Origin of the sequence: Pseudomonas sp. MM211, from assembly GCF_020386635.1 — a bacterium.
GTDB lineage: Bacteria > Pseudomonadota > Gammaproteobacteria > Pseudomonadales > Pseudomonadaceae > Aquipseudomonas.
The window spans coordinates 3917685-3942499 of sequence record NZ_CP081942.1 but is presented as its reverse complement, the minus strand read 5'-3'; the positions used below and the strand labels follow the sequence as shown (position 1 = coordinate 3942499).

General features: G+C 61.7%; 24 protein-coding genes and 1 pseudogene. 15 read left to right on the top strand and 10 right to left on the bottom strand.

The features are described 5' to 3' along the window. Nucleotides 1–38 precede the first annotated feature (38 nt). The 4 genes from K5Q02_RS18130 (at nucleotide 39) to K5Q02_RS18115 (ending at nucleotide 4379) form a co-directional block, all read left to right on the top strand. Complete coding sequence (locus K5Q02_RS18130) at nucleotides 39–947, top strand: carbohydrate ABC transporter permease (protein WP_225832811.1); 909 nt, start codon at nucleotides 39–41, stop codon at nucleotides 945–947. After that, nucleotides 940–1770, top strand: coding sequence for a carbohydrate ABC transporter permease (locus K5Q02_RS18125; protein WP_225832809.1), 831 nt, complete (start codon nucleotides 940–942; stop codon nucleotides 1768–1770). Before K5Q02_RS18130 ends, K5Q02_RS18125 begins: the two co-directional genes overlap by 8 nt. A gap of 134 nt (nucleotides 1771–1904) precedes the next feature. Then, nucleotides 1905–3053 (top strand): ABC transporter ATP-binding protein, encoded by a 1149-nt coding sequence (locus K5Q02_RS18120; protein WP_225832808.1) that lies wholly within the window; start codon nucleotides 1905–1907, stop codon nucleotides 3051–3053. A gap of 93 nt (nucleotides 3054–3146) precedes the next feature. Continuing rightward, nucleotides 3147–4379, top strand: a complete 1233-nt coding sequence (locus tag K5Q02_RS18115; RefSeq protein WP_225832806.1) for a maltoporin — start codon at nucleotides 3147–3149, stop codon at nucleotides 4377–4379. A gap of 260 nt (nucleotides 4380–4639) precedes the next feature. Here K5Q02_RS18115 and K5Q02_RS18110 read toward each other — a convergent pair whose 3' ends face one another. Further along, complete coding sequence (locus K5Q02_RS18110; protein ID WP_225839730.1) at nucleotides 4640–5500, bottom strand: MurR/RpiR family transcriptional regulator; 861 nt, start codon at nucleotides 5498–5500, stop codon at nucleotides 4640–4642. A gap of 176 nt (nucleotides 5501–5676) precedes the next feature. On the opposite strand from K5Q02_RS18110, the gene zwf reads away from it, so the two are divergent. The 5 genes and pseudogenes from zwf (at nucleotide 5677) to K5Q02_RS18085 (ending at nucleotide 11106) form a co-directional block, all read left to right on the top strand. Beyond that, nucleotides 5677–7146, top strand: a complete 1470-nt coding sequence (gene zwf, locus K5Q02_RS18105; protein WP_225832804.1) for a glucose-6-phosphate dehydrogenase — start codon at nucleotides 5677–5679, stop codon at nucleotides 7144–7146. After that, a complete protein-coding gene (gene pgl / locus K5Q02_RS18100) occupies nucleotides 7133–7846 on the top strand; it encodes a 6-phosphogluconolactonase (protein ID WP_225832803.1) in 714 nt (237 codons plus the stop codon). The genes zwf and pgl overlap by 14 nt, the downstream gene beginning before the upstream one ends. A gap of 19 nt (nucleotides 7847–7865) precedes the next feature. Then, nucleotides 7866–8525 (top strand): bifunctional 4-hydroxy-2-oxoglutarate aldolase/2-dehydro-3-deoxy-phosphogluconate aldolase, encoded by a 660-nt coding sequence (locus K5Q02_RS18095; protein ID WP_225832801.1) that lies wholly within the window; start codon nucleotides 7866–7868, stop codon nucleotides 8523–8525. 61 nt (nucleotides 8526–8586) lie between these two features. Then, nucleotides 8587–10212 (top strand): NADP-dependent glyceraldehyde-3-phosphate dehydrogenase, encoded by a 1626-nt coding sequence (locus K5Q02_RS18090; RefSeq protein ID WP_225832799.1) that lies wholly within the window; start codon nucleotides 8587–8589, stop codon nucleotides 10210–10212. A gap of 76 nt (nucleotides 10213–10288) precedes the next feature. Next, nucleotides 10289–11106: pseudogene (locus tag K5Q02_RS18085) on the top strand (shikimate 5-dehydrogenase). 92 nt (nucleotides 11107–11198) lie between these two features. Here K5Q02_RS18085 and K5Q02_RS18080 read toward each other — a convergent pair. The 4 genes from K5Q02_RS18080 to K5Q02_RS18065 all read right to left on the bottom strand — a co-directional run bounded on the left by K5Q02_RS18080 (nucleotide 11199) and on the right by K5Q02_RS18065 (nucleotide 14218). Then, nucleotides 11199–12530, bottom strand: a complete 1332-nt coding sequence (locus tag K5Q02_RS18080) for a sensor histidine kinase (RefSeq protein WP_225832798.1) — start codon at nucleotides 12528–12530, stop codon at nucleotides 11199–11201. A 95-nt stretch (nucleotides 12531–12625) separates the two neighbouring features. After that, complete coding sequence (locus tag K5Q02_RS18075; protein WP_225832796.1) at nucleotides 12626–13033, bottom strand: Spy/CpxP family protein refolding chaperone; 408 nt, start codon at nucleotides 13031–13033, stop codon at nucleotides 12626–12628. A 179-nt stretch (nucleotides 13034–13212) separates the two neighbouring features. Then, entirely contained in the window at nucleotides 13213–13896 is a 684-nt protein-coding gene (locus K5Q02_RS18070; protein WP_225832794.1) for a response regulator transcription factor, read from the bottom strand. A 22-nt stretch (nucleotides 13897–13918) separates the two neighbouring features. After that, nucleotides 13919–14218, bottom strand: coding sequence for a YciI family protein (locus K5Q02_RS18065; protein WP_225832793.1), 300 nt, complete (start codon nucleotides 14216–14218; stop codon nucleotides 13919–13921). Nucleotides 14219–14326: 108 nt separating this feature from the next. Between K5Q02_RS18065 and K5Q02_RS18060 the strand changes: the two genes are divergently transcribed. From K5Q02_RS18060 to rluB, 6 genes are all read left to right on the top strand, one after another. Next, nucleotides 14327–15190: a PHP domain-containing protein gene (locus K5Q02_RS18060; RefSeq protein WP_225832791.1), complete on the top strand. Its 864-nt coding sequence runs from the start codon at nucleotides 14327–14329 to the stop codon at nucleotides 15188–15190. Between the two features lie 12 nt (nucleotides 15191–15202). Continuing rightward, nucleotides 15203–15832 carry an L-threonylcarbamoyladenylate synthase gene (locus tag K5Q02_RS18055; RefSeq protein ID WP_225832789.1) on the top strand — a complete coding sequence of 210 codons (630 nt, stop codon included), beginning with the start codon at nucleotides 15203–15205 and terminating at the stop codon, nucleotides 15830–15832. Nucleotides 15833–15959: 127 nt separating this feature from the next. Beyond that, nucleotides 15960–16688, top strand: a complete 729-nt coding sequence (locus tag K5Q02_RS18050) for a segregation and condensation protein A (protein ID WP_225839729.1) — start codon at nucleotides 15960–15962, stop codon at nucleotides 16686–16688. A 49-nt stretch (nucleotides 16689–16737) separates the two neighbouring features. Beyond that, nucleotides 16738–17550, top strand: a complete 813-nt coding sequence (scpB, locus tag K5Q02_RS18045) for an SMC-Scp complex subunit ScpB (RefSeq protein WP_225832788.1) — start codon at nucleotides 16738–16740, stop codon at nucleotides 17548–17550. Next, nucleotides 17547–17726 (top strand): DUF1289 domain-containing protein, encoded by a 180-nt coding sequence (locus tag K5Q02_RS18040; protein ID WP_225832786.1) that lies wholly within the window; start codon nucleotides 17547–17549, stop codon nucleotides 17724–17726. The genes scpB and K5Q02_RS18040 overlap by 4 nt, the downstream gene beginning before the upstream one ends. A gap of 154 nt (nucleotides 17727–17880) precedes the next feature. Further along, nucleotides 17881–19062, top strand: a complete 1182-nt coding sequence (gene rluB / locus K5Q02_RS18035) for a 23S rRNA pseudouridine(2605) synthase RluB (protein WP_225832784.1) — start codon at nucleotides 17881–17883, stop codon at nucleotides 19060–19062. Nucleotides 19063–19163: 101 nt separating this feature from the next. Here rluB and K5Q02_RS18030 read toward each other — a convergent pair whose 3' ends face one another. The 5 genes from K5Q02_RS18030 to K5Q02_RS18010 form a co-directional block, all read right to left on the bottom strand. Next, on the bottom strand, nucleotides 19164–20087 hold the full coding sequence (locus K5Q02_RS18030) for a GGDEF domain-containing protein (RefSeq protein ID WP_225832783.1): 924 nt from the start codon (nucleotides 20085–20087) through the stop codon (nucleotides 19164–19166). A 291-nt stretch (nucleotides 20088–20378) separates the two neighbouring features. Continuing rightward, nucleotides 20379–21290: a DMT family transporter gene (locus K5Q02_RS18025; RefSeq protein ID WP_225832781.1), complete on the bottom strand. Its 912-nt coding sequence runs from the start codon at nucleotides 21288–21290 to the stop codon at nucleotides 20379–20381. 49 nt (nucleotides 21291–21339) lie between these two features. Beyond that, entirely contained in the window at nucleotides 21340–21696 is a 357-nt protein-coding gene (queD, locus tag K5Q02_RS18020; RefSeq protein WP_225832780.1) for a 6-carboxytetrahydropterin synthase QueD, read from the bottom strand. A 68-nt stretch (nucleotides 21697–21764) separates the two neighbouring features. Further along, complete coding sequence (locus tag K5Q02_RS18015; RefSeq protein ID WP_225832778.1) at nucleotides 21765–22907, bottom strand: catalase family protein; 1143 nt, start codon at nucleotides 22905–22907, stop codon at nucleotides 21765–21767. Then, nucleotides 22900–24810, bottom strand: coding sequence for a c-type cytochrome (locus K5Q02_RS18010; RefSeq protein ID WP_225832777.1), 1911 nt, complete (start codon nucleotides 24808–24810; stop codon nucleotides 22900–22902). Before K5Q02_RS18010 ends, K5Q02_RS18015 begins: the two co-directional genes overlap by 8 nt. Nucleotides 24811–24815: the final 5 nt, after the last annotated feature.

Below are 24815 nucleotides of genomic sequence, written 5' to 3'. Positions count from 1 at the left end.
GTTCGACCCGAATTTCATTTCCACACTGGTAATGCCCGATGAGTGTCACGACGGTAATCGGCAAGGCTTCACCCTTCGACGCGCTGCAGCGCTGGCTACCCAAGCTGGTGCTGGCGCCGAGCATGTTGGTGGTGCTGGTCGGCTTCTACGGCTACATCCTCTGGACGCTGGTGCTGTCGTTCACCAATTCCAGCTTCATGCCCAGCTACAAGTGGGTCGGTCTGCAGCAGTACGTGCGGCTGATGGACAACGACCGCTGGTGGGTGGCAAGCAAGAACCTGATGGTGTTCGGCGGCATGTTCATCGGCATCAGCCTGCTCATCGGCGTGTTGCTCGCCGTGCTGCTGGATCAGCGCATTCGCCGCGAAGGCTTCATCCGCACCATCTACCTGTACCCCATGGCGCTGTCGATGATCGTCACCGGTACCGCCTGGAAATGGCTGCTCAATCCCGGCCTGGGGCTGGACAAGATGCTGCGTGACTGGGGCTGGGAAGGCTTTCGCCTGGACTGGCTGGTGGATCAGGATCGGGTCGTCTACTGCCTGGTGATCGCCGCCGTGTGGCAGGCCTCGGGCTTCGTCATGGCGCTGTTCCTGGCCGGCCTGCGCAGTGTTGATCAATCGATCATCCGTGCCGCTCAGGTGGACGGCGCGAGTCTGCCGACCATCTACCTGCGCATCGTCCTGCCGAGCCTGCGGCCGGTGTTCTTCAGTGCGGTGATGATCCTCGCCCACATCGCCATCAAGAGCTTCGACCTGGTGGCGGCGATGACCGCGGGCGGCCCCGGTTACTCCTCCGATCTGCCGGCGATGTTCATGTACAACTTCACCTTCAGCCGCGGCCAGATGGGCATCGGCTCGGCCAGCGCGATGATGATGCTCGGCGCGATCCTGGCGATTCTGGTGCCCTATCTCTACTCGGAACTGCGGGGCAAACGCCATGACTAGAGCCTTCAGCCCAAGCCGTGTGGCGATCTATGCCACCTTGCTGTTCGCAGCCGCGCTGTACCTGGTGCCGCTGATCGTAATGCTGCTGACCAGCTTCAAGACCCCCGAGGACGTGCGCGCTGGCAATCTGCTGTCCTGGCCTGAAGCGTTCACTTTGATCGGCTGGGTCAAGGCCTGGGACGTGGTCGGCGGCTATTTCTGGAATTCGGTGAAGATCGCCGTGCCGGCCGTGCTGATTTCCACGGCGGTCGGCGCCCTGAATGGTTACGTGCTGTCGATGTGGCGCTTTCGTGGTTCGCAGTTATTCTTCGGTCTGCTGCTGTTCGGCTGCTTCCTGCCGTTCCAGACGGTGTTGCTGCCAGCCTCGTTCACCCTCGGCAAGTTCGGCCTGGCCAATACCACCACAGGCCTGGTGCTCATCCACGTGGTTTATGGCATCGCCTTCACCACGCTGTTCTTCCGCAACTTTTACGTCAGCGTGCCGGATGCGCTGGTCAAGGCGGCGCGCCTCGATGGCGCGGGCTTCTTCACCATCTTCGGACGCATCCTGCTGCCCATGTCGCTGCCGATCATCATGGTCTGCCTGATCTGGCAGTTCACCCAGATCTGGAACGACTTCCTCTTTGGTGTGGTGTTCGCCAGTGGCGACTCCCAGCCGATCACCGTGGCCCTCAACAACCTGGTCAATACCAGCACCGGCGCCAAGGAATACAACGTGGACATGGCCGCGGCGATGATCGCCGGGCTACCGACCCTGCTGGTGTACATCGTGGCGGGCAAGTACTTCCTGCGTGGCCTCACGGCCGGCGCGGTAAAGGGTTGAAAGCTACTGCGCTCGGTCATGCGGCGTTGGATTCAGGTTCGGAATGCTCATTTAGCGGCCTAAATTCCGCTTCCTCACCTGACTCCGCCTTGCCTGACCTTCGCTCGCGACGCTTTCAAAATGGAGAGAAGTAAATGGCAACGCTCGAATTGCGCAACGTCAACAAGTCCTACGGCAGTGGCCTGACGGACACGCTCAAGAGCATCGACCTGAAGATCGATGCCGGGGAATTTCTGATTCTGGTCGGCCCTTCAGGTTGCGGGAAATCCACCCTGATGAATTGCATCGCCGGGCTGGAGAGCATCAGCAACGGTGCGATCCTGGTCGACGACGCCGACATCAGCGGCATGAGCCCCAAGGATCGTGACATCGCCATGGTGTTCCAGTCCTACGCGTTGTACCCGACCATGAGCGTGCGCGACAACATCGCCTTTGGCCTGAAGATGCGCAAGATGGCCCCGGCGGCCATCGACGAGGAAGTGGCGCGGGTCGCCAAACTGCTGCAGATCGAGCATCTGCTCAAACGCAAGCCGGGGCAGCTTTCCGGTGGCCAACAGCAACGTGTGGCCATGGGCCGGGCGCTGGCGCGGCGACCGAAGATCTACCTGTTCGACGAGCCGCTGTCCAACCTCGACGCCAAGCTGCGGGTGGAGATGCGCACCGAAATCAAGCTGATGCACCAGCGCCTGAAGACCACCACGGTCTACGTCACCCACGACCAGATCGAGGCCATGACCCTCGGCGACAAGGTGGCAGTGATGAAGGAGGGCGTGATCCAGCAATTCGGCACGCCGCAACAGATCTACAACGACCCGGCCAACCTGTTCGTGGCCAGCTTCATCGGCTCGCCGCCCATGAACTTCGTACCCGTGCAGTTGCAGCGCCGCGCCGGCCAGGTGTGGGCGACGTTGACTTCGTCGTCCGGCAGCTGCGAATTGCCGCTCGGCCATCTGCCCGAGGGCACCGAACAACGCACATTGCTGCTCGGTATTCGTCCCGAACAGATTCAGCCGGCCAGCGTGTCGGGGCAGGAGGCTTCATTGCCTGCCGTGGTCGAGGTCACCGAACCCACCGGGCCGGACACCCTGGTCTTTGTCAGCGTCAATGACGCCAAGTTGTGCTGCCGCCTGGCGCCGGATCAGGCGCCGGAGATCGGCCAGAGCGTCGAGCTGCACATCGACGCCTCGCGGGTACTGCTGTTCGACGCCGACAGCGGCGAGCGCGTACGCCCGCAAGCCCACGCCGCTCCACAGAGCAATGTCACCCAGCTAAAGAATCGTTGAAAAGGAGTCGGTCTCGCGAGTGCCGTCCTGGCCTCGGTTGTCCTGATGCCGGCAAATGAAGCGGTAACAACAATAAAAACAGCAGGAGAGGGTATGAAACGATCGACGGGTTTCGGTCTGGCCATGGCGTTGGGTTCCCTGACGCTACCGGCCACGGGAATGGCGCTGGAGTTTACCGGCTACGTGCGTAGCGGTGCCGGTACTGCCGACGGCAATGGCCGACAGTCATGCTTCCAACTACCGGGGGCGCGCTCCAAGTATCGCCTGGGCAACGAGTGCGAACACTACGCCGAGCTGGATCTGCGCCAGGATCTGTTCAGCCTGGACGATGGCTCGGTGCTGAGCATCGAGGGCATGGCGCAGCTCTTCAACGAGTATGGCCACACGCCGAAATTCACTGGCGACCGTGGTACCGCCAGGATGAACCAGATGTACGCCGAGTGGAGCAACATGCCGGCGCTCAATGGCGGTTCGTTGTGGGCAGGGCGCCGTTTCTACAAGCGAAACGACATCCATATCTCCGACTTCTACTACTGGAACCAGAGCGCCACCGGTTTCGGTATCGACGAGATGAAGATCGGTGATTACAAGTACAGCTACGTGTTCTCGCGCAAGGACAGCTACGACCAGAAGGAATACATCAACCGCCACGACTTCAACGTCGGCGGCTTCGTGACCAACCCGGGCGGCGAGATCGAGGTGGGGGTCAGCTACATCGACAAGGCATCCTCCGTTGACGATGCGAACAGCGGCTGGTCGGTGACAGGGCAGCACGTGCAGAAGAACTTCCTCGGCCTCGGAGGCGACAACAAGCTGGCGCTGCAATATGGCGAGGGGCCGGGAACCGGCCTGGGCTACACCGGCGATCCGACCCTCGATGGTGGCGCCAAGAGCTGGCGCGTCGTCGAGTTCTTCGACTTCCAGGTGACGCCTCGTCTGGGTGGGCAGGTTCAGGCCGTTTACCAGAAGGACAAGCGTGATGACGGTGAAGATCAGGACTGGTGGTCGGTGGGTGGGCGTACCAGCTATGCCTTCACGCAGCAGTTCAAGCTGGTCGGCGAGATCGGCCATGACCAGGTGGACGCCTCCGGCGGCACCCGCAAGCTAACCAAGTTCACCGTCGCACCGACTTGGTCGCCGGCCGGCCCTGGTTTCTTCGAGCGCCCGGAAGTCCGTCTCTACTACACCTACGCCAGCTGGAACCGTGCCGCGCAGGAAGCGGCGAATCTGTTGGCGGAAGGCTCGGCATTGTCCGACACCGGCGCTTTCGGCAGCGCACGCAATGGCTCCAATTTCGGGGTTCAGGTGGAGTACTGGTGGAAGTAAAGCTTCGAGCTGCAAGCGACAAGCCGCAAGTAAAAGCTGACTACGATTTCGCAGTCGCGCAACGCTAGCTTGCAGGCTCGTAGGGTGGGTGGAGGCGCTGGTCGTTATCATTGGGAACGACTCGGTTCTTGGGCGCCGTAGCCCACCATTGGGTATCAGCGTCGACCGCGTGGTGGGTTACGCGGCGCTCTGGACTTGATGTGGGTCGGCGGTCGCGGTTTAGCGCCGCTCCACCCACCCTACGAATGGCGCCATGTCGCTCAGCCTTGTTCTTCGCTGGCCGGATAACGGCTGGCGTTGAGGCTTTCCTTGATCTTGCGCAGGTGCGGCTGGAAGTCCGCACCGCGGCGCAGGGTCATGCCGGTTGCCAGTACGTCGAGTACGGTGAGCTGAATGATCCGCGAGGTCATCGGCATGTAGATGTCGGTGTCTTCGGGCAGCGGGATATGCACGCTCAGGCTGCAGGCTTGTGCGAGCGGCGAGCCGGCGGCGGTGAGGCCGAGCACCGAAGCGCCATTCTCCCGCGCCAGACGCGCCACCTCGACCAGTTCGCGGGTGCGGCCGGTATAGGAAATGATCACGAACAGATCGCCGGTATGGGCCACCGATGCCAGCATCCGCTGCATCAGCACATCGGCGTGGGCGGACACCGCGAGGTTGAAGCGGAAGAACTTGTGCTGGGCGTCCAGTGCAACGGGCGCCGATGCGCCAAGGCCGAAGAAATGGATTTGCCGGGCCTGGATCAACAGATCGACGGCGCGGCTGATCAGGTTCGGGTCGAGGCTCTGGCAGGCGCTGTCCAGCGAGGCGATGGCGCTGCCGAATATCTTGCGGGTGTAGGCCTCGGGGCCGTCGTCGGCTTCCACGGCGCGGCTGACGTAGGCCGCGCCGCTGGCCAGGCTCTGCGCCAGCTGCATTTTCAGCTCGGGATAGCCGTTGACGCCGAACGAGCGACAAAAGCGGTTCACCGTCGGTTCGCTGACCTGGGCGGCCTGGGCGAGGGAGGCAATGCTCAGGCGGGTGGCCTGCTGCGGATTGAGCAGTATCACTTCGGCGACCTTGCGTTCGGCCTTGTTGAGGCTGTCGAGGCGGCCCTTGATCTGCTCGAGAAGATTGCGCACGCGATCCATTTTTGTCCTTCTCTGATAAAGCGTCGGTCAATCGTACGACCGATGCTGTCAACTGGCTATCCGGATATGCAGTCTATAAAAAATGTTGTTTTTATTACTACATTTGCAGTTGCGAAATTAGCGGTTAACCGCTATCAATAGGGTAACTTGATAGAAGAACAAAGATCATGTCCGTGATTCCCGTTGAACCTTGTACCTTCGCTCTGTTCGGCGCCCTCGGCGACCTGGCATTGCGCAAGCTGTTTCCTGCCCTCTATCAGCTCGATCGTGCCGGGCTGCTGCACGAGGATACCCAGCTGCTTGCCCTGGCGCGCGAGGGCGGTGATCCCGCCACGCACCTGAGCGCCATCGACAGTCACCTGCGCCGCTACCTGCCGGCCAAGGAGCTGGACGACGTGGTGATGCAGCGTTTCCAGGCGCGCCTGCGCTACCTGAGCATGGAATTCCTGCCACCTGATGCCTACCCGCAACTGGCGGAAGCGGTCGGTAGCGGCCGCCAACTGATTGCTTATTTCGCAACCCCCGCGTCCGTGTATGGCGGCATTTGCGCCAACCTTGCCGCGGTCGGTCTGGCCGAAGGCACCCGCGTGGTGCTGGAGAAACCGATTGGCCACGATCTGGAATCGTCCCGTGCGGTTAACGATGCAGTAGCGGCGTACTTCCCGGAAACCCAGGTTTATCGGATCGACCATTACCTGGGCAAGGAGACGGTGCAGAACCTGATTGCCCTGCGCTTCGCCAACAGCCTGTTCGAGACCCAGTGGAACCAGAACCACATCACCCACGTGGAAATTACCGTGGCGGAGAAGGTCGGTATCGAAGGTCGCTGGGGCTATTTCGACAAGGCCGGCCAGCTGCGCGACATGATCCAGAACCACCTGCTGCAGCTGCTCTGCCTGATCGCCATGGATCCACCCGGCGATCTATCGGCGGATGCCATCCGTGATGAGAAGGTCAAGGTGCTCAAGGCGCTCGAACCGATGAACGCCGAGCAGCTTTCCCGTCATGTGGTGCGTGGTCAGTACGTGGGCGGGACCAGCGACGGCAAACCGGTACCGGGTTATCTGGAGGAAGAAAACTCCAATGCCCATAGCGATACCGAAACCTTCGTTGCCCTGCGCGCGGACATCCGCAACTGGCGCTGGGCCGGCGTGCCGTTCTATCTGCGCACCGGCAAGCGCATGGCGCAGAAGCTGTCGCAGATCGTCATCCACTTCAAAGAGCCGCCGCACTACATCTTCGCTCCCGAGCAGCGGCAGTTGATCGGCAACAAACTGATCATCCGCCTGCAGCCGGACGAGAGTATTTCTCTGCAGGTGATGACCAAGGATCAGGGGCTGGACAAGGGTATGCAGCTACGCAGCGATCCGTTGCAGCTGAACTTTTCGGCAACTTATGGCAGCTCACGCATTCCTGATGCCTATGAACGGTTGCTGCTTGAGGTCATGCGTGGCAACCAGAACCTGTTCGTGCGCAAGGACGAAATCGAACATGCCTGGCAGTGGTGCGATCAGCTGATCGCCGGTTGGAAAAAACTTGGCGACCCACCTAAACCATACGTCGCCGGAAGCTGGGGGCCGATGAGCTCCATCGCCCTGATCACTCGCGACGGGAGGGCCTGGTATGGCGATCTCTGACCTCGAATTTCCCGCGGGCGTGGTTGCCCGCAGCCACGACAATTCCCAGCGCCTGGCCCAGGCTCTGGTCGATAGAGTGGCCGGCGCCCTGCGCGATGCCATCGACAGTCATGGCACCGCTACGCTGGTGGTGTCGGGCGGGCGTAGCCCGATCGCTTTCTTCAAGGCACTGGCGCAGCAACCCTTGCCCTGGAACCAGGTGCTGGTAAGCCTGGCCGACGAGCGCTGGGTGCCGGTTGCCCACGAAGACAGTAACGAGGCACTGGTGCGTCAGCATTTGCTTCAGGGGCCAGCCGCTGAAGCGCGACTGCTCGGCCTGTACCACAGCGCGGGTAGCCTTGAAGAGGCGGCGACGCTCACCGAACAGGCGTTGAACGACCTACCGCCCATCGACGTGCTGGTACTGGGCATGGGCACCGACGGGCATACCGCCTCGCTGTTCCCCAACAGCCCCAACCTCGATCAAGCGCTGCAGGCAGATGGCTCGCGCCGCTGCTTGCCGATGCTCGCGCCAGCTGTGCCACATCAGCGCCTGACCCTCACGCTGCCGCTGCTCAAGGCCGCTCGACTGCAACTGTTGTCAATCGAGGGAGAAGGAAAGTTGCGCGTGCTGGAGCAGGCGCTAGAACACCGTGACCACAAAAAAATGCCAATCAGCGCGTTTCTCGGCGCGCCTTTAGAAATTTACTGGTGCCCTTAGGCCAAAAGGATCAAAACACATGACACACGCCATCAGCCGACCAACCCCGACCATGGCTGAGAAGATCGCCAGCATCGATGTGCTCTGTGAGCGGGCGCGGATCATGCCGGTGATTACCATCGCCCGCGAGGAAGACATTCTGCCGCTGGCCGATGCCCTGGATGCCGGCGGCTTGCAGGTGCTGGAAATCACCCTGCGCTCGGTGCATGGCCTGACGGCCATCCGCCGCCTGCGTGAAGAACGACCGCATCTGTGCGTTGGTGCCGGCACGGTGCTGGATCGCCGCATGCTCGAATCGGTGGAGGAGGCCGGTGCCCAATTCATCGTCAGCCCAGGCTCTACCGATGAACTGCTGCGTGCTGCCCTGGACAGCCCGATCCCGCTGCTGCCCGGTGTGGCCAGCGCTTCGGAAATCATGGTCGGTTACGCCCTCGGCTATCGCCGCTTCAAGCTGTTTCCTGCGGAAGTCTGCGGCGGAGCCGCAGCGCTCAAGGCCCTCAGTGGCCCGTTCGGAGACATCCGTTTCTGCCCGACTGGTGGCGTCAGCCCCGACAACATGAAGCGTTACATGGCCCTGCCCAATGTGATGTGCGTTGGCGGCAGCTGGATGCTGGACAGCTCCGCGGGTTGGGACAAGGTTCGCCAGGCGAGCGCCGATGCCCTGGCGCTGCTGAACTGAGCCAACTCATCTCGTCATAGCCCGCGCCGTGGGGCCGGGCTCCCTCCGTCCAGGAGTTCTCATGTCCCGTCCCTTCGACCCTGCTGCGCTGTTTCCCCGTCTGCACGATATTCCTGAAGCCTACCGCCCCGATGCACCAGTCGAGCAGCGTGAATACCTGGTCGGCGGCGAGTTACGCCACTGGCAGGGGCCGCTGGCGCAGGTGCGCAGCCCGATCTATCTCGCCGAGGACGATGGCGAGCGCCAGGTGGTGCTCGGCAGTACGCCGCTGCTCGACGCCGATGCTGCCCTGGCCGCGCTGGATGCCGCCGTGGCAGCCTACGATCACGGCCAGGGTCAGTGGCCCAACCTGCGCGTCGCTGAACGCATCGCCCATGTCGAAGCCTTTCTGGCTCGCATGCGTGAACAGCGCACGGCAGTGGTCAAGCTGCTGATGTGGGAGATCGGCAAGAACCTCAAGGACTCCGAAAAGGAGTTTGACCGTACCTGCGATTACATCGTCGACACCATCGGAGCGCTCAAGGAGCTGGATCGTCGCTCCAGTCGTTTCGAGCTGGAACAGGGCACCTTGGGGCAGATCCGCCGCGTGCCGCTGGGTGTGGCGCTGTGCATGGGGCCGTATAACTATCCGCTGAACGAAACCTTCACCACGCTGATTCCGGCGCTGATCATGGGCAACACGGTGGTGTTCAAACCGGCCAAGTTCGGTGTACTGCTGATGCGTCCGTTGCTGGAAGCGTTCCGCGATAGCTTCCCGCCAGGCGTGATCAACATCATCTACGGCCGCGGGCGCGAAACGGTCAGCGCTCTGATGGAGAGTGGCAAGGTCGACGTGTTCGCCTTCATCGGCACCCACAGGGGTGCCAGTGATCTGAAGAAGTTGCACCCCAAGCCCCATCGCCTGCGTGCGGCGCTGGGCCTGGATGCCAAGAATCCTGGCATCGTGCTTCCCCAGGTCGATCTGGACAACGCGGTGAGCGAGGCACTGACTGGCGCGCTGTCGTTCAACGGCCAGCGTTGCACCGCGTTGAAAATCCTCTTCGTTCATGAAGATGTACTGCAGCCATTCCTCGACAAGTTCAGCGCCGGCCTGGCCAAACTCAAGCCCGGCATGCCCTGGGACGCGGGCGTCGCGCTGACGCCACTGCCCGAGCCGGGCAAGGTCGATTACCTGAAAACGGTCATGGCCGATGCCATCGACAAAGGCGCGAAGATCATCAACCCGGGCGGCGGTGAGCACCGCGAGAGCTTCTTCTATCCGGCGCTGCTGTGCCCGGTAACGCCACAGATGCGCCTGTATGGCGAAGAGCAGTTCGGGCCCCTGGTGCCGGTGGTGCCGTATCGGGATGTCGAGCAGGTGATCGATTACGTACTGCAGTCCGATTTCGGTCAGCAGCTAAGCCTGTTCGGCAACGATGCGCAGCAGATCGGTCGCCTGGTCGACGCCTTCGCCAACCAGGTCGGGCGCATCAACATCAACGCCCAGTGCCAGCGCGGCCCGGATACCTTCCCGTTCAACGGCCGCAAGGATTCCGCTGAGGGCACGCTGTCGGTGCATGACGCCCTGCGTACCTTCTCGATCCGCACCCTGGTGGCGACCCGTTTTACGGACGACAACAAGGCGCTGGTCAGCGAGGTGATTCGTCAGCGTTCATCGAATTTCCTGACCACCGATTACATTTTCTAAGCGCCAGGCCAACGTCTCTCGTGCTGGAGCAATGCAAGCGCGTAGCAGACTTTGAGCCGGCTCTGAGGTTGTTTGCATGACACTCAGCATCAGCAAGGACACCCGCCTGTGCATGTCGCTTTCCGGGCGGCCGGGGAATTTCGGTACGCGCTTCCAGAACTACCTGTATCAGGAACTGCAGCTGGATTATCTGTACAAAGCCTTCACCACCACCGACCTGCCGGCTGCCATCGGCGGCATTCGCGCGCTGGGCGTTCGCGGCTGTGCGGTGTCGATGCCGTTCAAGGAAGCTTGCATCGCGCACCTCGACGCCTTGCACGAGTCGGCGGCGACGCTGCAATCGGTCAACACCATCGTCGCCGATGACGGCCACCTGACGGGCTATAACACCGATTACAGCGCAGTGGTGCATCTGCTCGCGCTGCACGGCGTACCCAAGAGCAGCCAATACGCGCTGCGCGGTAGTGGCGGAATGGCCAAGGCAGTAGCCTGCGCGTTGCGTGACAGCGGCTTTGGTAATGGCCTCATCGTTGCCCGCAACGAAGCGGCGGGCAGGGCGCTGGCAGAGCAGTGCGGGGTGAGTTGGTCGAGACACTGGGCGACAAGCCGGCAGACCTGCTGGTCAACGTCACGCCGCTGGGTATGCGTGGCGCGGAGGCCGAGCAATTGGCCTTCGACGAGCGCGCCGTTGCCGCTGCCAAGTGGGTATTCGATGTGGTCGCCGTGCCGGTGGAGACCCCATTGATTCGCCTGGCCCGCTCGCTCGGCAAGCCGGTCATCACCGGTGGTGAAGTGATCGTTCTGCAGGCCGTCGAGCAGTTCGCCCTGTACACCGGGGTGCGCCCCGACTCCGAGCTGATCGAGCGCGCCGCACGCTTCGCCCTGGCGGAATAGTCGGTTTTTGCATTCGGTGGGCTGACGCGGAGTCGCCTGGTGGGCAAGGCGTTGCTTGGGCTCGGGCTACAGCCTGAATGATCTGGGATGGCTCACTCGATCTGCACCACATCGAGGGGCAATATCAGCTTGGCGCTGAAGCCGCCGCCCGGGTGATTTTCCAACTGCAGTCGACCACCGTGGCGTTCTGCGGCGCGGCGTGCGATGGCCAGGCCGAGGCCGTGACCGGCTGCGCTCTGGCCGGGAGCGCGGAAGAAGGGTTCGCCGAGCTGCGGCAGATGCTGTTCGGCAACGCCGGGGCCGTGGTCGCGGACTTCCAGATACACCTCATCGGTGCGACGTATGAAATTCAACTCGATGGGTTGCCCAGCGGGGCTGAAGCGCAGGGCGTTGCGCAGCAGGTTGTCCAGCGCGCGCTCGAGCATGTCTGGCCAGCCCTGCAGGTGCATGCCCGGCTGCAAGCTGACGTCGAGCTGCTGCTCGGGATGGCTGAGCTTCACGTCCTCGCGCAGCTTACCGGCCAACTGGGCCAGGTCGATGCTCTGCGCCGAGCCCGGTTCGGCGTCGAGGCGGGCGAGGGTGAGGATTTCGCTGATCAGGTCTTCCAGGCGGTCGCATTCGCGAATCAGCCGTGGCCAGAGTTTTTCCCGTTCTGCAGGCTCGGCGCGCTCCGCCAGCGCCAGGGCGATGCGCAGGCGGGCGAGCGGGGAACGCAGTTCATGGGAGACGTCGCGTAACAGCTGGCGCTGGCTGCAGATGAGATCCTGCAGGCGTGCGCCCATGCGGTTGAAGTCGTTGGCCAGCACGCCAAACTCGTCACGACGGCTGGCCAGGCGCGCCAGGCTGTTCTGCTGGTAGGCGGTCTGCCCGAGGTCGTGCACTGCACCGCGCAAGCGATTCAGCGGGCGAGTGATGGACAGGGTCAGCAGCAGGCTGAACAAGGTCAGCACGACCAGTGCGATACCCAGCGCACTCAGCGGCCAGAGCAGGCTGCCGCGGTGCCAGGCATCCAGTTCCGGGTGTGGGATGCGGTAGATGAACAGGTAGGTTTCGCCGCTCGACGGGCTGGTGTAATCGGTGGTCAGGCGCCGCCAGGGCAAGCGCCGCTCGCCTTCGTTGCGTTCTTCGAAGGCCGCAGCGCGCGGTGGGAAGGTGCCACGAATTACCGGCTGGCCGGCTTCCGTCAGTACCTGGGTGTCGATACGAAAACGCCGTTTGCGTTGTTCCAGCACGTCTTGCGCAGCGCGTGCGCCGTCCGTCTCGTAGGCCTGCACCCATTGTGCGGGGAGATTTTCCAGGCCGGGATGCTGGTTGAGAATCCAGGCGTCCTGGTTCAGGGCGCGACCGAGCAGCATGGACAGGCCTGCCACCAGGGCAATCGCCAGCCAGAAGCTGCCGAGAATCCGCCAGAACAATGAGCGCACGTGAACTCCTTCAGACGCCAGAAGCCTGCGCCACCAGAGGTGGCACAGGCGGGTATTGGGCCGTCACCTGGCGTGCAGGCGACGGGATGACGCGATCAGCCGGCTTTCTTGTGTTCGGCTTTCCACGCTTCGAAGGCTTCGCGGTCGGCCTTGCGCTCTTTCATCTTGGCCGCCTGTTCGTCGAAGGTCTTCTGTTGTTCCGGGTTCAGCAGGGCACGAATGGCGGTCTGCTGCTTGTCGCGAGAAGCTTTGCGCTCTGTTTCCAGGGCCTTCTTGTCGGCTGCCGGCAGCTTGTCCAGATAACGCTGGGTGAGCTCGCGATCGTTCTTTCTCTGTTCGCCCATCAGCTTGTGTACCTGGCGTTGCTGATCCTTGCTCAGATCCAGCTCATGGAAGAACCGCGGGCCGTGATCACCGCCTGGGCGATGGTCACCACCAGGGGCTGCCATTGCCAGGGTCGGCAGGGTCATGGCGAGGAGCAGGGCGGTCATGGTCTTGCGCATGGTGTATCTCCTTGTCTCGAAACCGGCCAGTTGCCGGATGTGCCCAGATTAGGGGTTTCAAGGTAAGGCGCGGTCAGCCAAGGTAAAGGCAGGGTAAAGAGACGCCATGCTGTGTAAATCGCTCGAAAACTGCTCATTATTCGCGGCGAACCGGCCCCGCAGCGTCGCAGAACAGGCTCTCAGGTCGTGTAGTAATAGCCGCGGCTGCGCAGGGCGATGATGCGTTGGCGACCATCCGGGTGCGGGCCGATTTTCTTGCGCAGGTTGCTGACGTGCATGTCCAGGCTGCGGTCGTAGAGGGTCAGCTTGCGGCCCAGGGCCAGTTGCGCGAGCACCTGCTTATCCACCGGTTCGCCGGGCTGCTTGAGCAGGGCTTCGAGAACCCGGCTTTCGGACAGGGTCAGGACGATCTCCTGGCCATCTGCGCCAAGTGCCGCCACGCCACGCGCCGGGCTGAAGCGCAGATCGCCCAATTCCAGCTGGCTGGAGGTGGCTGGTGGCAGGCTGCGGCGCAGCACGGCGCGCAGGCGCGCGGTCAGCTCGCGGGGGTCGCAGGGTTTGGCCAGGTAATCGTCGGCGCCCAGCTCCAGGCCGAGAATCCGATCCAGCGGCTCGCCCCTCGCCGAGAGCATCAGCACGGGCAGCTCGGGGTGTTCGCTGCGTAGCTGCTTGAGTACCTCGAGGCCACTGCCGTCTGGCAGCATCACGTCCAGCACCACGGCGTCAGGGGCGTTTTGCGTGAGCGCGTGGCGGGCACTCTGCCCGTCGTGGCAGGCGGTGACCTGAAAACCTTCCTGGGTCAGCCAACTGGCCAGCAGTTCACAGAGTTCGACGTCGTCGTCGATCAGCAGCAGATTGCTCATGGTAAGAGGTGACGATTCCTGGTCAAGGCAGCACGTGTTTGAACGGCTTGACCACCACCTCGGCGTAAACGCCGGCGTCGCGGAAGGGGTCGGCATTGGCCCAGGCCTTGGCGGCGTCCAATGATTCGAATTCGGCGACTATCAGGCTGCCGCTGAAACCGGCCGGGCCTGGGTCGTTGCTGTCGATAGCGGGGTTGGGGCCGGCAAGAATCAGCCGCCCTTCGGTTTTCAGTTTTTCCAGGCGTGCCAGGTGGGCAGGGCGTACGGAAAGACGACGCTCCAGGGAGTTTTCCACGTCGGTGGCGATGATGGCGTAGAGCATGTCGATCCTTGTGTTCGGAAACATCGGGTGGGAACGCTGTGCAGTGCCAGCAAGAATCCGCCAGCCGGGGCATAATAACAAACATGATTCGTCGGGAAAGCGCCCCATATGCAGGTTGATCTTCACTGTCACAGCACCGCCTCGGATGGCGCCTTGCCGCCTGCCGAAGTGGTCGCCCGTGCGCACGGGCGTGGCATTCGGATGCTCGCGCTGACCGATCACGACACCCTCGAAGGGCTCGATGAAGCCAGTGCTGCGGCTAAGGCGCTAGGTGTGCAGCTGGTCAATGGCATCGAGCTGTCCTGTACTTGGGGCGGTGCGACCATCCATGTGCTCGGCTATGCCTTCGACAGTGAGGCTCCGGCATTGCGCCAGGCCATTGCTGCGTTACATCAGGGTCGCTGGTTACGCGCCGAGGAAATTTCCCAGCGTCTGGCGCTCAAGGGCATGGCGGGCGCACTTGAGGGCGCGCGCGCCATTCAACTGGCCCAGGGGGAAAGCGGCAACGCGCCGGCGCGACCGCATTTCGCCGAGTTCCTGGTGCGCGGTGGTTACGTCAAGGATCGCGCCGATGCATTCCGCAAATGGCTGGGCTCCGGCAAGCTGGGCGACGTCAAGCAGCACTGGCCTACGTTAGATGAAACGCTCGAGACCTTACGCCAGTCCAACGCATGGATCAGCCTGGCCCATCCGTGGCAGTACGATTTCACCCGCAGCAAGCGGCGCAAGCTGGTGACAGCCTTTGCGGCGGCTGGTGGCCACGCGTTGGAAGTGGTCAACGGCATGCAGCCTGCGGAGCAGGTCGGAGGCCTGGCGATCCTGGCGCGCGAGTTCGGTCTGCTGGCCAGTGTCGGCAGCGACTTTCACGCGCCTGGCGACTGGTCGGAGCTGGGACTGTACCGACCGTTGCCTGATGATCTGTCACCCATCTGGACGCGGTTCGCCTGCGCCCCGTCTTACGATGCCGTTTGAGAGCCTCTAACCATGAGCCAGTTTTTCCAGATACACCCGGAGAGTCCTCAGGCCCGCCTGATCAAGCAGGCGGTCGAAATCATCCGCAATGGCGGCGTGGTGGTCTATCCCACCGACTCGTCCTATGCGGTCGGTTGCGTGATGGGCGCCAAGAGTGCGCTGGAGCGCATTCGTCGCCTGCGCCAACTCGATGACAAGCACAACTTCACCCTGGTGTGCCGCGATCTGTCGCAGCTCAGCACCTTCGCCAAGGTCGACACCGCCGCTTTTCGCCTGCTGAAGAATCACACACCTGGCCCCTACACCTTCATCCTCAACGCCACCCGGGAAGTGCCGCGCATGCTGCTGCATCCCAAGCGGCGCACCATCGGCTTGCGTGTGCCCAATCATCCGATTGCGTCAGCGCTGCTGGAAGAGTTGGGCGAGACGATGATGAGCGTCAGCCTGATCCTGCCCGGCGAAGATCTGCCGATGAGTGATCCCTATGAAATGCGCCAGATACTCGAACATCAGGTGGATCTGATCATCGACGGCGGTTTCGGGGGGCTAGAAGCCTCCACGGTGATCAGCCTGGTGGACGACGAGCCTGAGATCATCCGCGTGGGTTGCGGCGACCCATCACCCTTTGCCGAGCAGCGCTGAACCGATGTCCAACCCTGCTGAACATGTCGACAGCCAGGCCGGCGCCCAGCAGGAGCTGCCGTTCGCCTTGGTCTACGGGCAGGCGCTCACCGAACTGCCGGTGGATCTGTACATTCCGCCGGACGCTCTGGAGGTTTTTCTCGAAGCTTTCGAAGGCCCGCTGGATCTGCTGCTCTACCTGATTCGCAAGCAGAACATCGACGTGCTGGACATCCCCGTGGCGGAAATCACCCGCCAGTACATGGGCTATGTCGAGTTGATGCACAGCGTGCGCCTGGAACTGGCTGCCGAGTACCTGGTGATGGCCGCCATGCTCGCCGAGATCAAGTCGCGCATGCTCCTGCCGCGTTCCTCAGAGGCGCAAGAAGAGGAAGACGATCCGCGTGCCGAGCTGATCCGCCGGTTGCTGGAATACGAGCGCTTCAAGGCGGCGGCCGAAGGCATCGACACCTTGCCCAGGGTTGGCCGAGACCTCACCGTGCCGCGAGTCGAAGCGCCCGAAGCGCGAGCGCGCAAGCTGCTGCCAGAGGTCAGTTTGCAGGAGCTGCTGGTGTCCATGGCCGAGGTGCTGCGCCGCGCCGATATGTTCGAGAGTCACCAGATTAGCCGTGAGGCGCTCTCAACCCGCGAGCGCATGAGCGAAGTGATGGAGCGCCTCAAGGGCGGGGAGTTCGTGCCTTTCATCGAGCTGTTCACGGCCGAAGAGGGGCGCCTCGGCGTGGTGGTGACCTTCATGGCGATTCTGGAGCTGGTCAAGGAATCGCTGGTGCAACTGGTGCAGAACGAGGCCTTTGCCGCCGTGCATGTGCGCCTGCGCGTAGCGGGCGTCGAAGAGGACGAGAGCGAGTTCGAATGAGCTGCTAGACTCGCGCTTTTTGCGGCCTTCTGCGCGGTATTTCCTGACGATGAATCTATCCGATCCCAAACAACTCGCAACCTTGCTCGAGGGCCTTTTGCTCGCGTCTGGCAAGCCGCTGTCGTTCGAGCGGATCATGGAATTGTTTGAGGAGGCCGAACGGCCGGAGCCCGACGAGTTTCGCAAGGCGCTGGCGATTCTGGGCGGCAGTTGCAAGGGGCGGGCGTTCGAACTCAAGGAAGTAGCCTCCGGTTATCGCCTGCAGATCCGTGAGAATCTCTCCACCTGGGTGGGCCGTTTGTGGGAGGAGCGCCCGCAACGCTACTCCCGTGCCATGCTCGAAACCTTGGCACTGATCGCCTACCGTCAGCCCATCACTCGCGGCGAGATCGAGGAAATTCGTAGTGTTGCCGTGAACAGCCAGATCGTTAAAACCCTGCTGGAGCGAGAGTGGATTCGCGTGGTGGGCTATCGGGAGGTTCCCGGCAGGCCGGCGATGTTCGCGACCACCAAGGGCTTTCTCGATCACTTCAACCTGAAGAATCTCGACGAACTGCCGCCTCTGGCCGCACTGCGCGAGCTGGAGCCCGAGCCGATCCTGGCTCAGGATGACGACCCGGACGTACCGCAGAGCCTGCAGGCTCGCGCTGACCTTGCCTTGGGCGATGAGCCGGAAGCGGATAGCCGTTCCGAAGCCGCTGCCGAGACCAGCTTCGGTTCGCTGCTGGCCGAGCTCGACGCCATGGAGCAGGGCCTGAAAACCGATTTCGATGATTTGGCGCGTGCTGACGAAGAGCCGAACCGCGAAGAACAGGGCGCTGTCTTTACAGCTGAGGATGACAGCCGTGAAGAGAGCCCATGAAAGATCCCTGCATCAGTGTCTGCAAGTTCAGCGATAGCATTTGCCTGGGCTGCGGGCGCAGCAAGGCCGAGATAAAGGCCTGGAAAAAACTCGACAAGGCTGAGCAGCGCCTGGTTTTGGCCGAGGCCGATATGCGCTTGTTGGCACTAGGTTCCAAGGCGCGCCGCAAGCGTTGAGCTGAGCACCTATGTTGACAGCCGCTCGCTGGACGCCCTCATCTGGTCAGCTATGCTTTTGCGCCAGGTGCGTTGAGCGCCTTATCCGCGTATGATTCGCGCCCCTTCGACGAGATGATCGTCCCATCACCAGAAAACACCGGGAGGTGCCCAGATGAGTGAAACCGAAGAATACAGCCCCGCTGGCGAGAAACTGCAGAAAGTCCTGGCTCGTATTGGTCTGGCCTCGCGCCGTGAGATCGAGTCCTGGATCACCGCAGGTCGCGTCAAGGTCAACGGCAAAGACGCCACCTTGGGTCAGCGCGTCGACTTGCATGATGCCATCGCCATCGACGGCCGCCTGCTGCGCCGCGAAGAAGCGACGGAAGCACTGCGTCGCGTACTGATCTACAACAAGCCAGACGGCGAGATCTGCACCCGTGACGACCCGGAAAAACGCCCAACCGTGTTCGACCGCTTGCCGCGGCCGAAGGAAGGCCGTTGGATCAATATCGGCCGTCTGGATATCAATACCACCGGCCTGTTGATGTTCACTACGGATGGTGAGCTGGCTAACCGCCTGATGCACCCGTCCTATCAGATGGATCGCGAGTACGCGGTGCGTGTGCGTGGCGAAGTCGACGAAGAAATGATCGAGCGTCTCAAAGCTGGCGTGATGCTTGAAGACGGCCCGGCCAAGTTTACCGACATCAAGGAAGCGCCCGGCGGTGAAGGCTTCAACCATTGGTACCACTGCGTGGTCATGGAAGGGCGCAACCGTGAAGTGCGGCGCCTGTGGGAGTCTCAAGGTCTTGTGGTCAGCCGTTTGAAGCGTGTGCGCTTCGGCCCGGTATTCATGACCTCCGATCTGCCCATGGGCCGTTGGCGCGAAATGAGCCAGCGTGAAGTCGACATCCTCAGTGAAGAAGTCGGCCTCAAGTCGGTGGCGCTGCCGGAAATGAAGGAAAAGGCCCGCGAGAAGCTCGAGCGTTTGCAGCGCAAGGCAGCTAAACCGGTTGGCCGTGGTGAGCGCCCAGCGCGTACCGCGCGTCCGGCTACTGGCGGCCCCGTTCAGCCATCCAGCAGCGGTCGTGGTTCCCGTGAGGAGCAGGGCGAGCGTCCGACACGTGCGCCGCGCACTCCACGTGGTGAAGGTCGTAGCGAACCATCGCGTGGCACGCCAGTTGCCGAGCGTCCGCGTGATGTTGGCAAGAAGCCTGGCAAGCCTCGGGGCGAACGCCCGGAGTCGGCTGAGCGCGCGCCGCGTAAGCCTGCTGGTGCCGATAACCGCCGCGGTCGCCCGGCAAGCGAAGGTCAGCGTCCAGGTTTCGGCCGTGGTACTCGCAAGCCGCAGTAACTGATCACAAGGCAGTTCGTAGCAGCTGCCAGCGGTCATGAAAAAGGGCCCCCTCGGTTAGGAGTGGGGCCCTTTTTCATGTGAGCTATCTGGCGTTTAGATCAGCTAGCCATGGCCATGCAGTTGCGTCCGTTGCGTTTGGCGCTATACAGCGCCTTGTCTGCGCGGTTGAGTAGGTTTTCAAGCGGCTCGCCTGCTTCCAGGGTGGCGCAACCGAGGCTGACAGAGAGTTCTATGGGCTTGCCTTGCGCCACGCATTGCAGCCCCAGCACCGACTCGCGCAGGCGCTCCCCCACCAGTGCGGCACCTTCGCGTGGTGTGCCGGAAAGCAGTACCAGAAACTCTTCGCCACCGTAGCGGAACACCATGTCGATATTGCGTAGCTGATCCTTGAGGGTCGCGGCTACGGCCTTCAGGACTTCGTCGCCAGCGCTATGACCGTGCTCATCGTTGATGCGTTTGAAGTGGTCGATATCCAGCATCAACAGCGACATCGGTTGCCCGTTACGGCGAGCCAGCTCGATTTCCCGTCCTAGTACCTGATCCATGGCGACGCGGTTGCCGGTGTTGGTCAGGGGGTCGCGCAGCGCGCTCTGGATGGCAACGCGGTAGAGCAGGGCGTTGCGTAGCGGGAATAGCAGGCAGGCGAGCAGCGACTCCAGCTGGGCCAGCTCCTGATCGGAGAAGCGTTGGCGGCGGCGAAAGGTCAGCTCACCCAAGTATTCGCTCTCATGGCTGAGGCGGTAGGTGGCCGAATGATTGGCCTGTTGACCCATGTCCAGGCGCAGGTCGCTGCTCAAGTGCTGGTAGCCGAGCGCATCGACCGGCACCAGGTGCTGGAGCTCACGAAAGAACATACCGAGAATGCGTTCTGCATCCAGGCTGGTTTGTAATTGCAGGCCAAGTCGCTGGCGCAATTGCGCGAGGCTGATCGGGCGTGCCTGATCCTTACGATTCGAGAAATCGAGACGCTGCAGCTTGGCAGCATCGAAATCGATCGTGTTCTTCTGGCTAGGTGGAACCATTTTGGCGAACCTCTGGCGCTTCATTACGACTTATGAGCAGTAGAGCGAATTTCGTGCCAGTCTTTTTTGGCCCTATAAAAGCCTTTAGGTTCAATGGGTTGGATGGAGAGGTGAGGGGCAGAGTGCCATTGATGGCAATTAGCTGTCAGAAGGCCGGCAATGATTTGCCGGTCTTGGGGTCGTCGCGACAATTTAATGTCGAGTCAGGTTTTGCTGTTGCTTGAGCGCTTGGGTGCGAATGATTTCAACGTAATTGCTCCATCTATTGAGGCAACGGCGTGAAATCGGAGGTTAGCGGCGTATCACGAGTAAACCGGCAACCAGGATCAACAGCATCCCGCCCCATGTATGCACGCCGGGCACTTCGTCAAATATCAAGTATCCCCATAAGCATGCAAAAATAAGGTAAATGTAGTCAAAAGTCCCGATCAGCGCCGAAGGTGCAATTTGGTAAGCTTTCGCTGTTGCGGTATTGATGGTAACCAAGGCAATTGCATAGCTGACGATAAAAATTGCTTCCTGCCAGCCTATGGGTTGCCAGGTCAAAAACAGCCCTGGCGCAGAGGCCATCAAGGCCGGGCCACCTAGATAGGACAGGAGACCGCCAAAGCTGGCGGCGATTAGAAAAGCTATGTTCAGGCCCAGAGCCATTACCAGTGGATGCTCGCCTCGACAGTGCCGGCGCGTCACCACCATCGCGGCGGCATAAAACACCGCGCCGATTACGGGTAAAAGCACAGCAAGATCAAATGCTTCAGATCCGGGGCGTAAGACGATAGCGACTCCCGCGAAGCCTACCGCTACGGCTATCCAGCCACGGGCCGAGAGGCGCTCTGCGCCATAGCACGTTGAAAGAATCGCGATGAAGAGAGGTGTGGTGTATATGGCAACGGCAGCTACCGAGAGGGGAATGAGTGGCAACGCCGAGTAATAGGCTACCCACATCAGTAACAGCAAGATGCTCCTTGCTGTAACCCAAGGCACCGATGTCACGTGCAGTTGCCCGGAGCTTATTCTTGTGGCCAGCCATGTTCCAAGGAGTGGAACCGAAATGCAGGACACGAGTAGAAATAGCTGCCATAGCGCCAATCGAGTACTGAAATACTTCACTGATGCATCCGCGAGCGAGAGCAGGAAAACGGCAGATACGATCAGCGCTATTCCCTGATATACGCTGTCATTTCTGACGTGCGGAGTGCTCATGGTGATTTGCTCATGGCTCGGCGCGCTACTGCTGGGGCCGCGTCAATCTTCAGTCACCGCGGTATTCGCAGCCGCTGCTGCAGGTCTCGTGAATACGAATGCGTGACAGCTCCGGGAGCAGCGGTTTGAGTTGCTGCCATACCCATTTGGCGAGAACTTCGCTGGTCGGGTTTTCCAGGCCAGGGATGTCGTTGAGGTAGTTGTGGTCGAGTTGTTCGTAGATCGGCTTGAAGATGGCCTTAATCTCCGAAAAGTCGCGAATCCATCCGGTATGCGGGTCGACCTCTCCCTCGATATACACCGCGATGCGGAAGGAATGGCCGTGCAGGCGCGCGCATTTATGGCCTTCCGGCACGTGCGGGAGCCGGTGGGCGGCTTCGAAGATGAATTCTTTGAACAGTTCCAAGGCCAGTCTCTTTGTCTACAGTGCGAACAGGCTGCGATTCTAGCAGCCTGCTGCGTACTGTAGGACGTTCACTGAGCCAGAGCGGCGTTGCGATCGTGGCGATAGACGCTTACCGCTTCGTAGACTGCCTTGCGCAAGCGATTGATACCGCCGATTGGACGATGCTCCGGTAAGGCGTGCCAAGGATTGAAGGACAGGTTGTCGCAAAACAGGTTCTGCTCCGAGCTGTCGAAGTCCTGGGCTGGGAGGCGGATGTCCGCGACGGTTTCGAACGGAGAAATTCGCTCGTCCCATTCCACGCTGGGATCCTCGATCGGCATGTAATGGTTCGGATTTTGCCGTTGTACCTGCAGCGCGAAGCAGGCCGGCATGCGATCCAGCGAAAGCTGCTGATAAAGCGCGCTGCGCAGGAAGTTGGGCAAGTCGGTATTGGGCTTGGGAATCGCGTAGGTCGGGCAGCTTTCAGGGCTGGGGATGACCCGGTACTTGATGTTGTGTGGGCCCAGCTTGAAGGGGGCGATCGAGTTGTAGGTCGTTTCGACCGGGCTGCTCGGCGCAGGCGAAAGCGTTTTCAGGGCGATGATCAGGTGGCGGATTTCCCAGCTACGGGGATCTAAGCTGGGGAAGAAGGCCAGCGCTTTCTTGCCGTCCGCCTGGGCGGCGAAGTTGCTCCGGTACTCGGCAACGTCACGTACGAAGAATGCCGGATGGTTGAACATCACGAAATCCTGCTCGTCGGCATGGCGCGGATTGACCATCAGCTTGTTGCCTGGAACGTCGAGCAGCTTGATGGCCATACCCCTGGCATCACGAGCGCGGTCGAACTGCGGATAGGCGTTGCCGTTGGACAGGCGCATCCAGGCCTGCCAGGTCTTGCCCGGTTCGCTGAGCACGCCATGGCGCAGGGTTTCATCGAGCTCTGCTCTCACCGTGACTTCGGCCTTCACACAACCGTGCGCCTTGGCATGGGCGTCGCGCAGGACGCGGGTATTATCGCGGTGCTGCTCGACCACGCGGATGGCATCTTCGATGATGCCCTCAGTATAGGCCGCCTCATTGGCGGGTATCTGTTCCTCGCTGGAAACTGGCCCGGAAAACTTCCAGCTGTAGTAAGCGGCGCCTATGGCCCAGCCACCAAGGCCGACGACCAATAGCACGACGAGTGTTTTGCCCAGAAGCCGGCCGAGCCAAAGCCAGAATCGTTTAAGCATCGTTGGACTCCTTGTTGTTTGCCGTCACGCTGCCCTGGCAGAACTGTCCGGGGCTCCAGGGTTTGCTCGGCACTTCGCTCAATTGATTTTCCAGCTGCGCATTACCCAGCACTTTCAGGTACTCGACCAGCGCCCAACGCTCCTCTGGCTGCAGGCCGCGGCCAATGACGCCGTCGTTACGGCAGCCGTCGCGGAACTCGTGGCCGTTGTTGCCGTTGCCTTTGATACGGGTATCGAGAAGGAAACCGCCGGGGAATTTGTCGCTTACGAAGCCGACATGCTTGGGATCGAATTCGAAGTTGCCGACCCAGAAGCGGCTGGGGCGCTCCGAGACCGGCGACAGCAGATGAAACAGCGTGGGTACCGAGCCGTTGTGCAGGAAGGGCGGGGTGGCCCAGATGCTGTCGAGGGGGCGCGCCTTGTAGCCGCGGATCTCCTGCACACCGATAGGTAGGCCATAGCCGTCCATGCGCTTGCGCTGCTCCGGTGCGATGCCGTTGTCGCGGTAGGCCCGCTCTTCGACATAGGCGGTGACGTAAGCCAGCGCTTCGGCGGTGGAGATGGCGCGCAAGTCGACCTTGTCGAGGCTGTTGCTGAACAGCTTGACGTCGAGCTTGGCCAGCTCCGCTTTCGTCCACCCCAGCTTGCTGATGTCGAAACGATGGTCGGCGATATTGTCGGCAGTGGTGGAGTCGGTGCCGACGATGGACGTCGGGATGACGCGCATGTGCCACTCTGGGTCGCGCTCCGGGGCCATGCGTTTATCCGGCGGAACGACCTGTGGTGCGTGGCAGTGGGCGCAGTTTTCCTGGAACAGGGCGCGCCCTCGGCTGGCCAAGGCGATATCCACCTTGCCAAAGATCTTTTCCGGCCACGCAGGCGGTTGCAGGCGCTTGAGCGTTTCCTCCAGTGCATAGAGGTCGTTGATGCGGACGCTGGAGGCATAACGCTGAGCCTCCGGGACGGCTTGCCCGTTTTCGTCGAGCAGATGCAGCGTGGCGCCAACGCCGAGCGATTCGCCGACGTTACGTGCCATGGGCTGCATGGCCGAGCCGTTCCACTGCACCCAGTCGAATTTCCAGATATCCCAGAGGTGCGGATAGCTGACCGGTGCATCGGCAATCCGGTAATTGGCGGCGTCGATGCTGTCACCGAACACGGTATTGGCGATGCGCCCGAAAGCATCGGTACGGCCGAAGCCTTCTTCGGTCGGGTACAGGCCTCTGTGCCAGTCGTTGTAAGCGGTACTCAGCAGCCGATCGAGGACTTGCTTGAATTCTACCCGCAGGGTGTCGTACTCGCGCTCGTAGCGCTCGCCCAATACCTCCCGGGCGAAGCGGCGGAACTTCAGCGGGTTGTAGTAGGTGAACGCCATGCTCATGCCGAGGGACTGGCCAAAGCTGCCCCCCTTTAGGGTCGGCACGGTGGAAGCCAGGGAGTGCAAGGCTGCGCCGCCGTCGATACGCACCGCCTGGCCCTTGAAGCGCAGCTCGCCGGTGTGACAGGCGGCGCAGGTGATGTCCAGGTACTCAACGCCGCTTTCGTCATCCTGATGGCGTGTGAAGCCCACCGGCAGGTTGCCAGGATTGAGTGCCGTGGCCTTTTGCCCGGGCTGGGTGAGAAAGCCGAAACGTGCCAGGTAGTCGGGGTCGGCGAACTTGGCGTTGCCGAAGGGCAGCTCCAGCGCCGAGAACCATGCGTACTGCAGACCCTTCACCCGCGTTCCCTGGGGGGTGTAGTAGTAGAACTGACGTTCCTGCTCGCTCCATTGCCCAAGGTAATGCACCTTGTCCGCTGGCTTGTAGTCGGGAAGATTAGGCTTGGCGATGAAGTAAGTGGCGATCATTAACGCGATGAGCAACAGCAGAAGGATGATCTGCAAGGTGCGGCGAATCATGCGCATCGGTG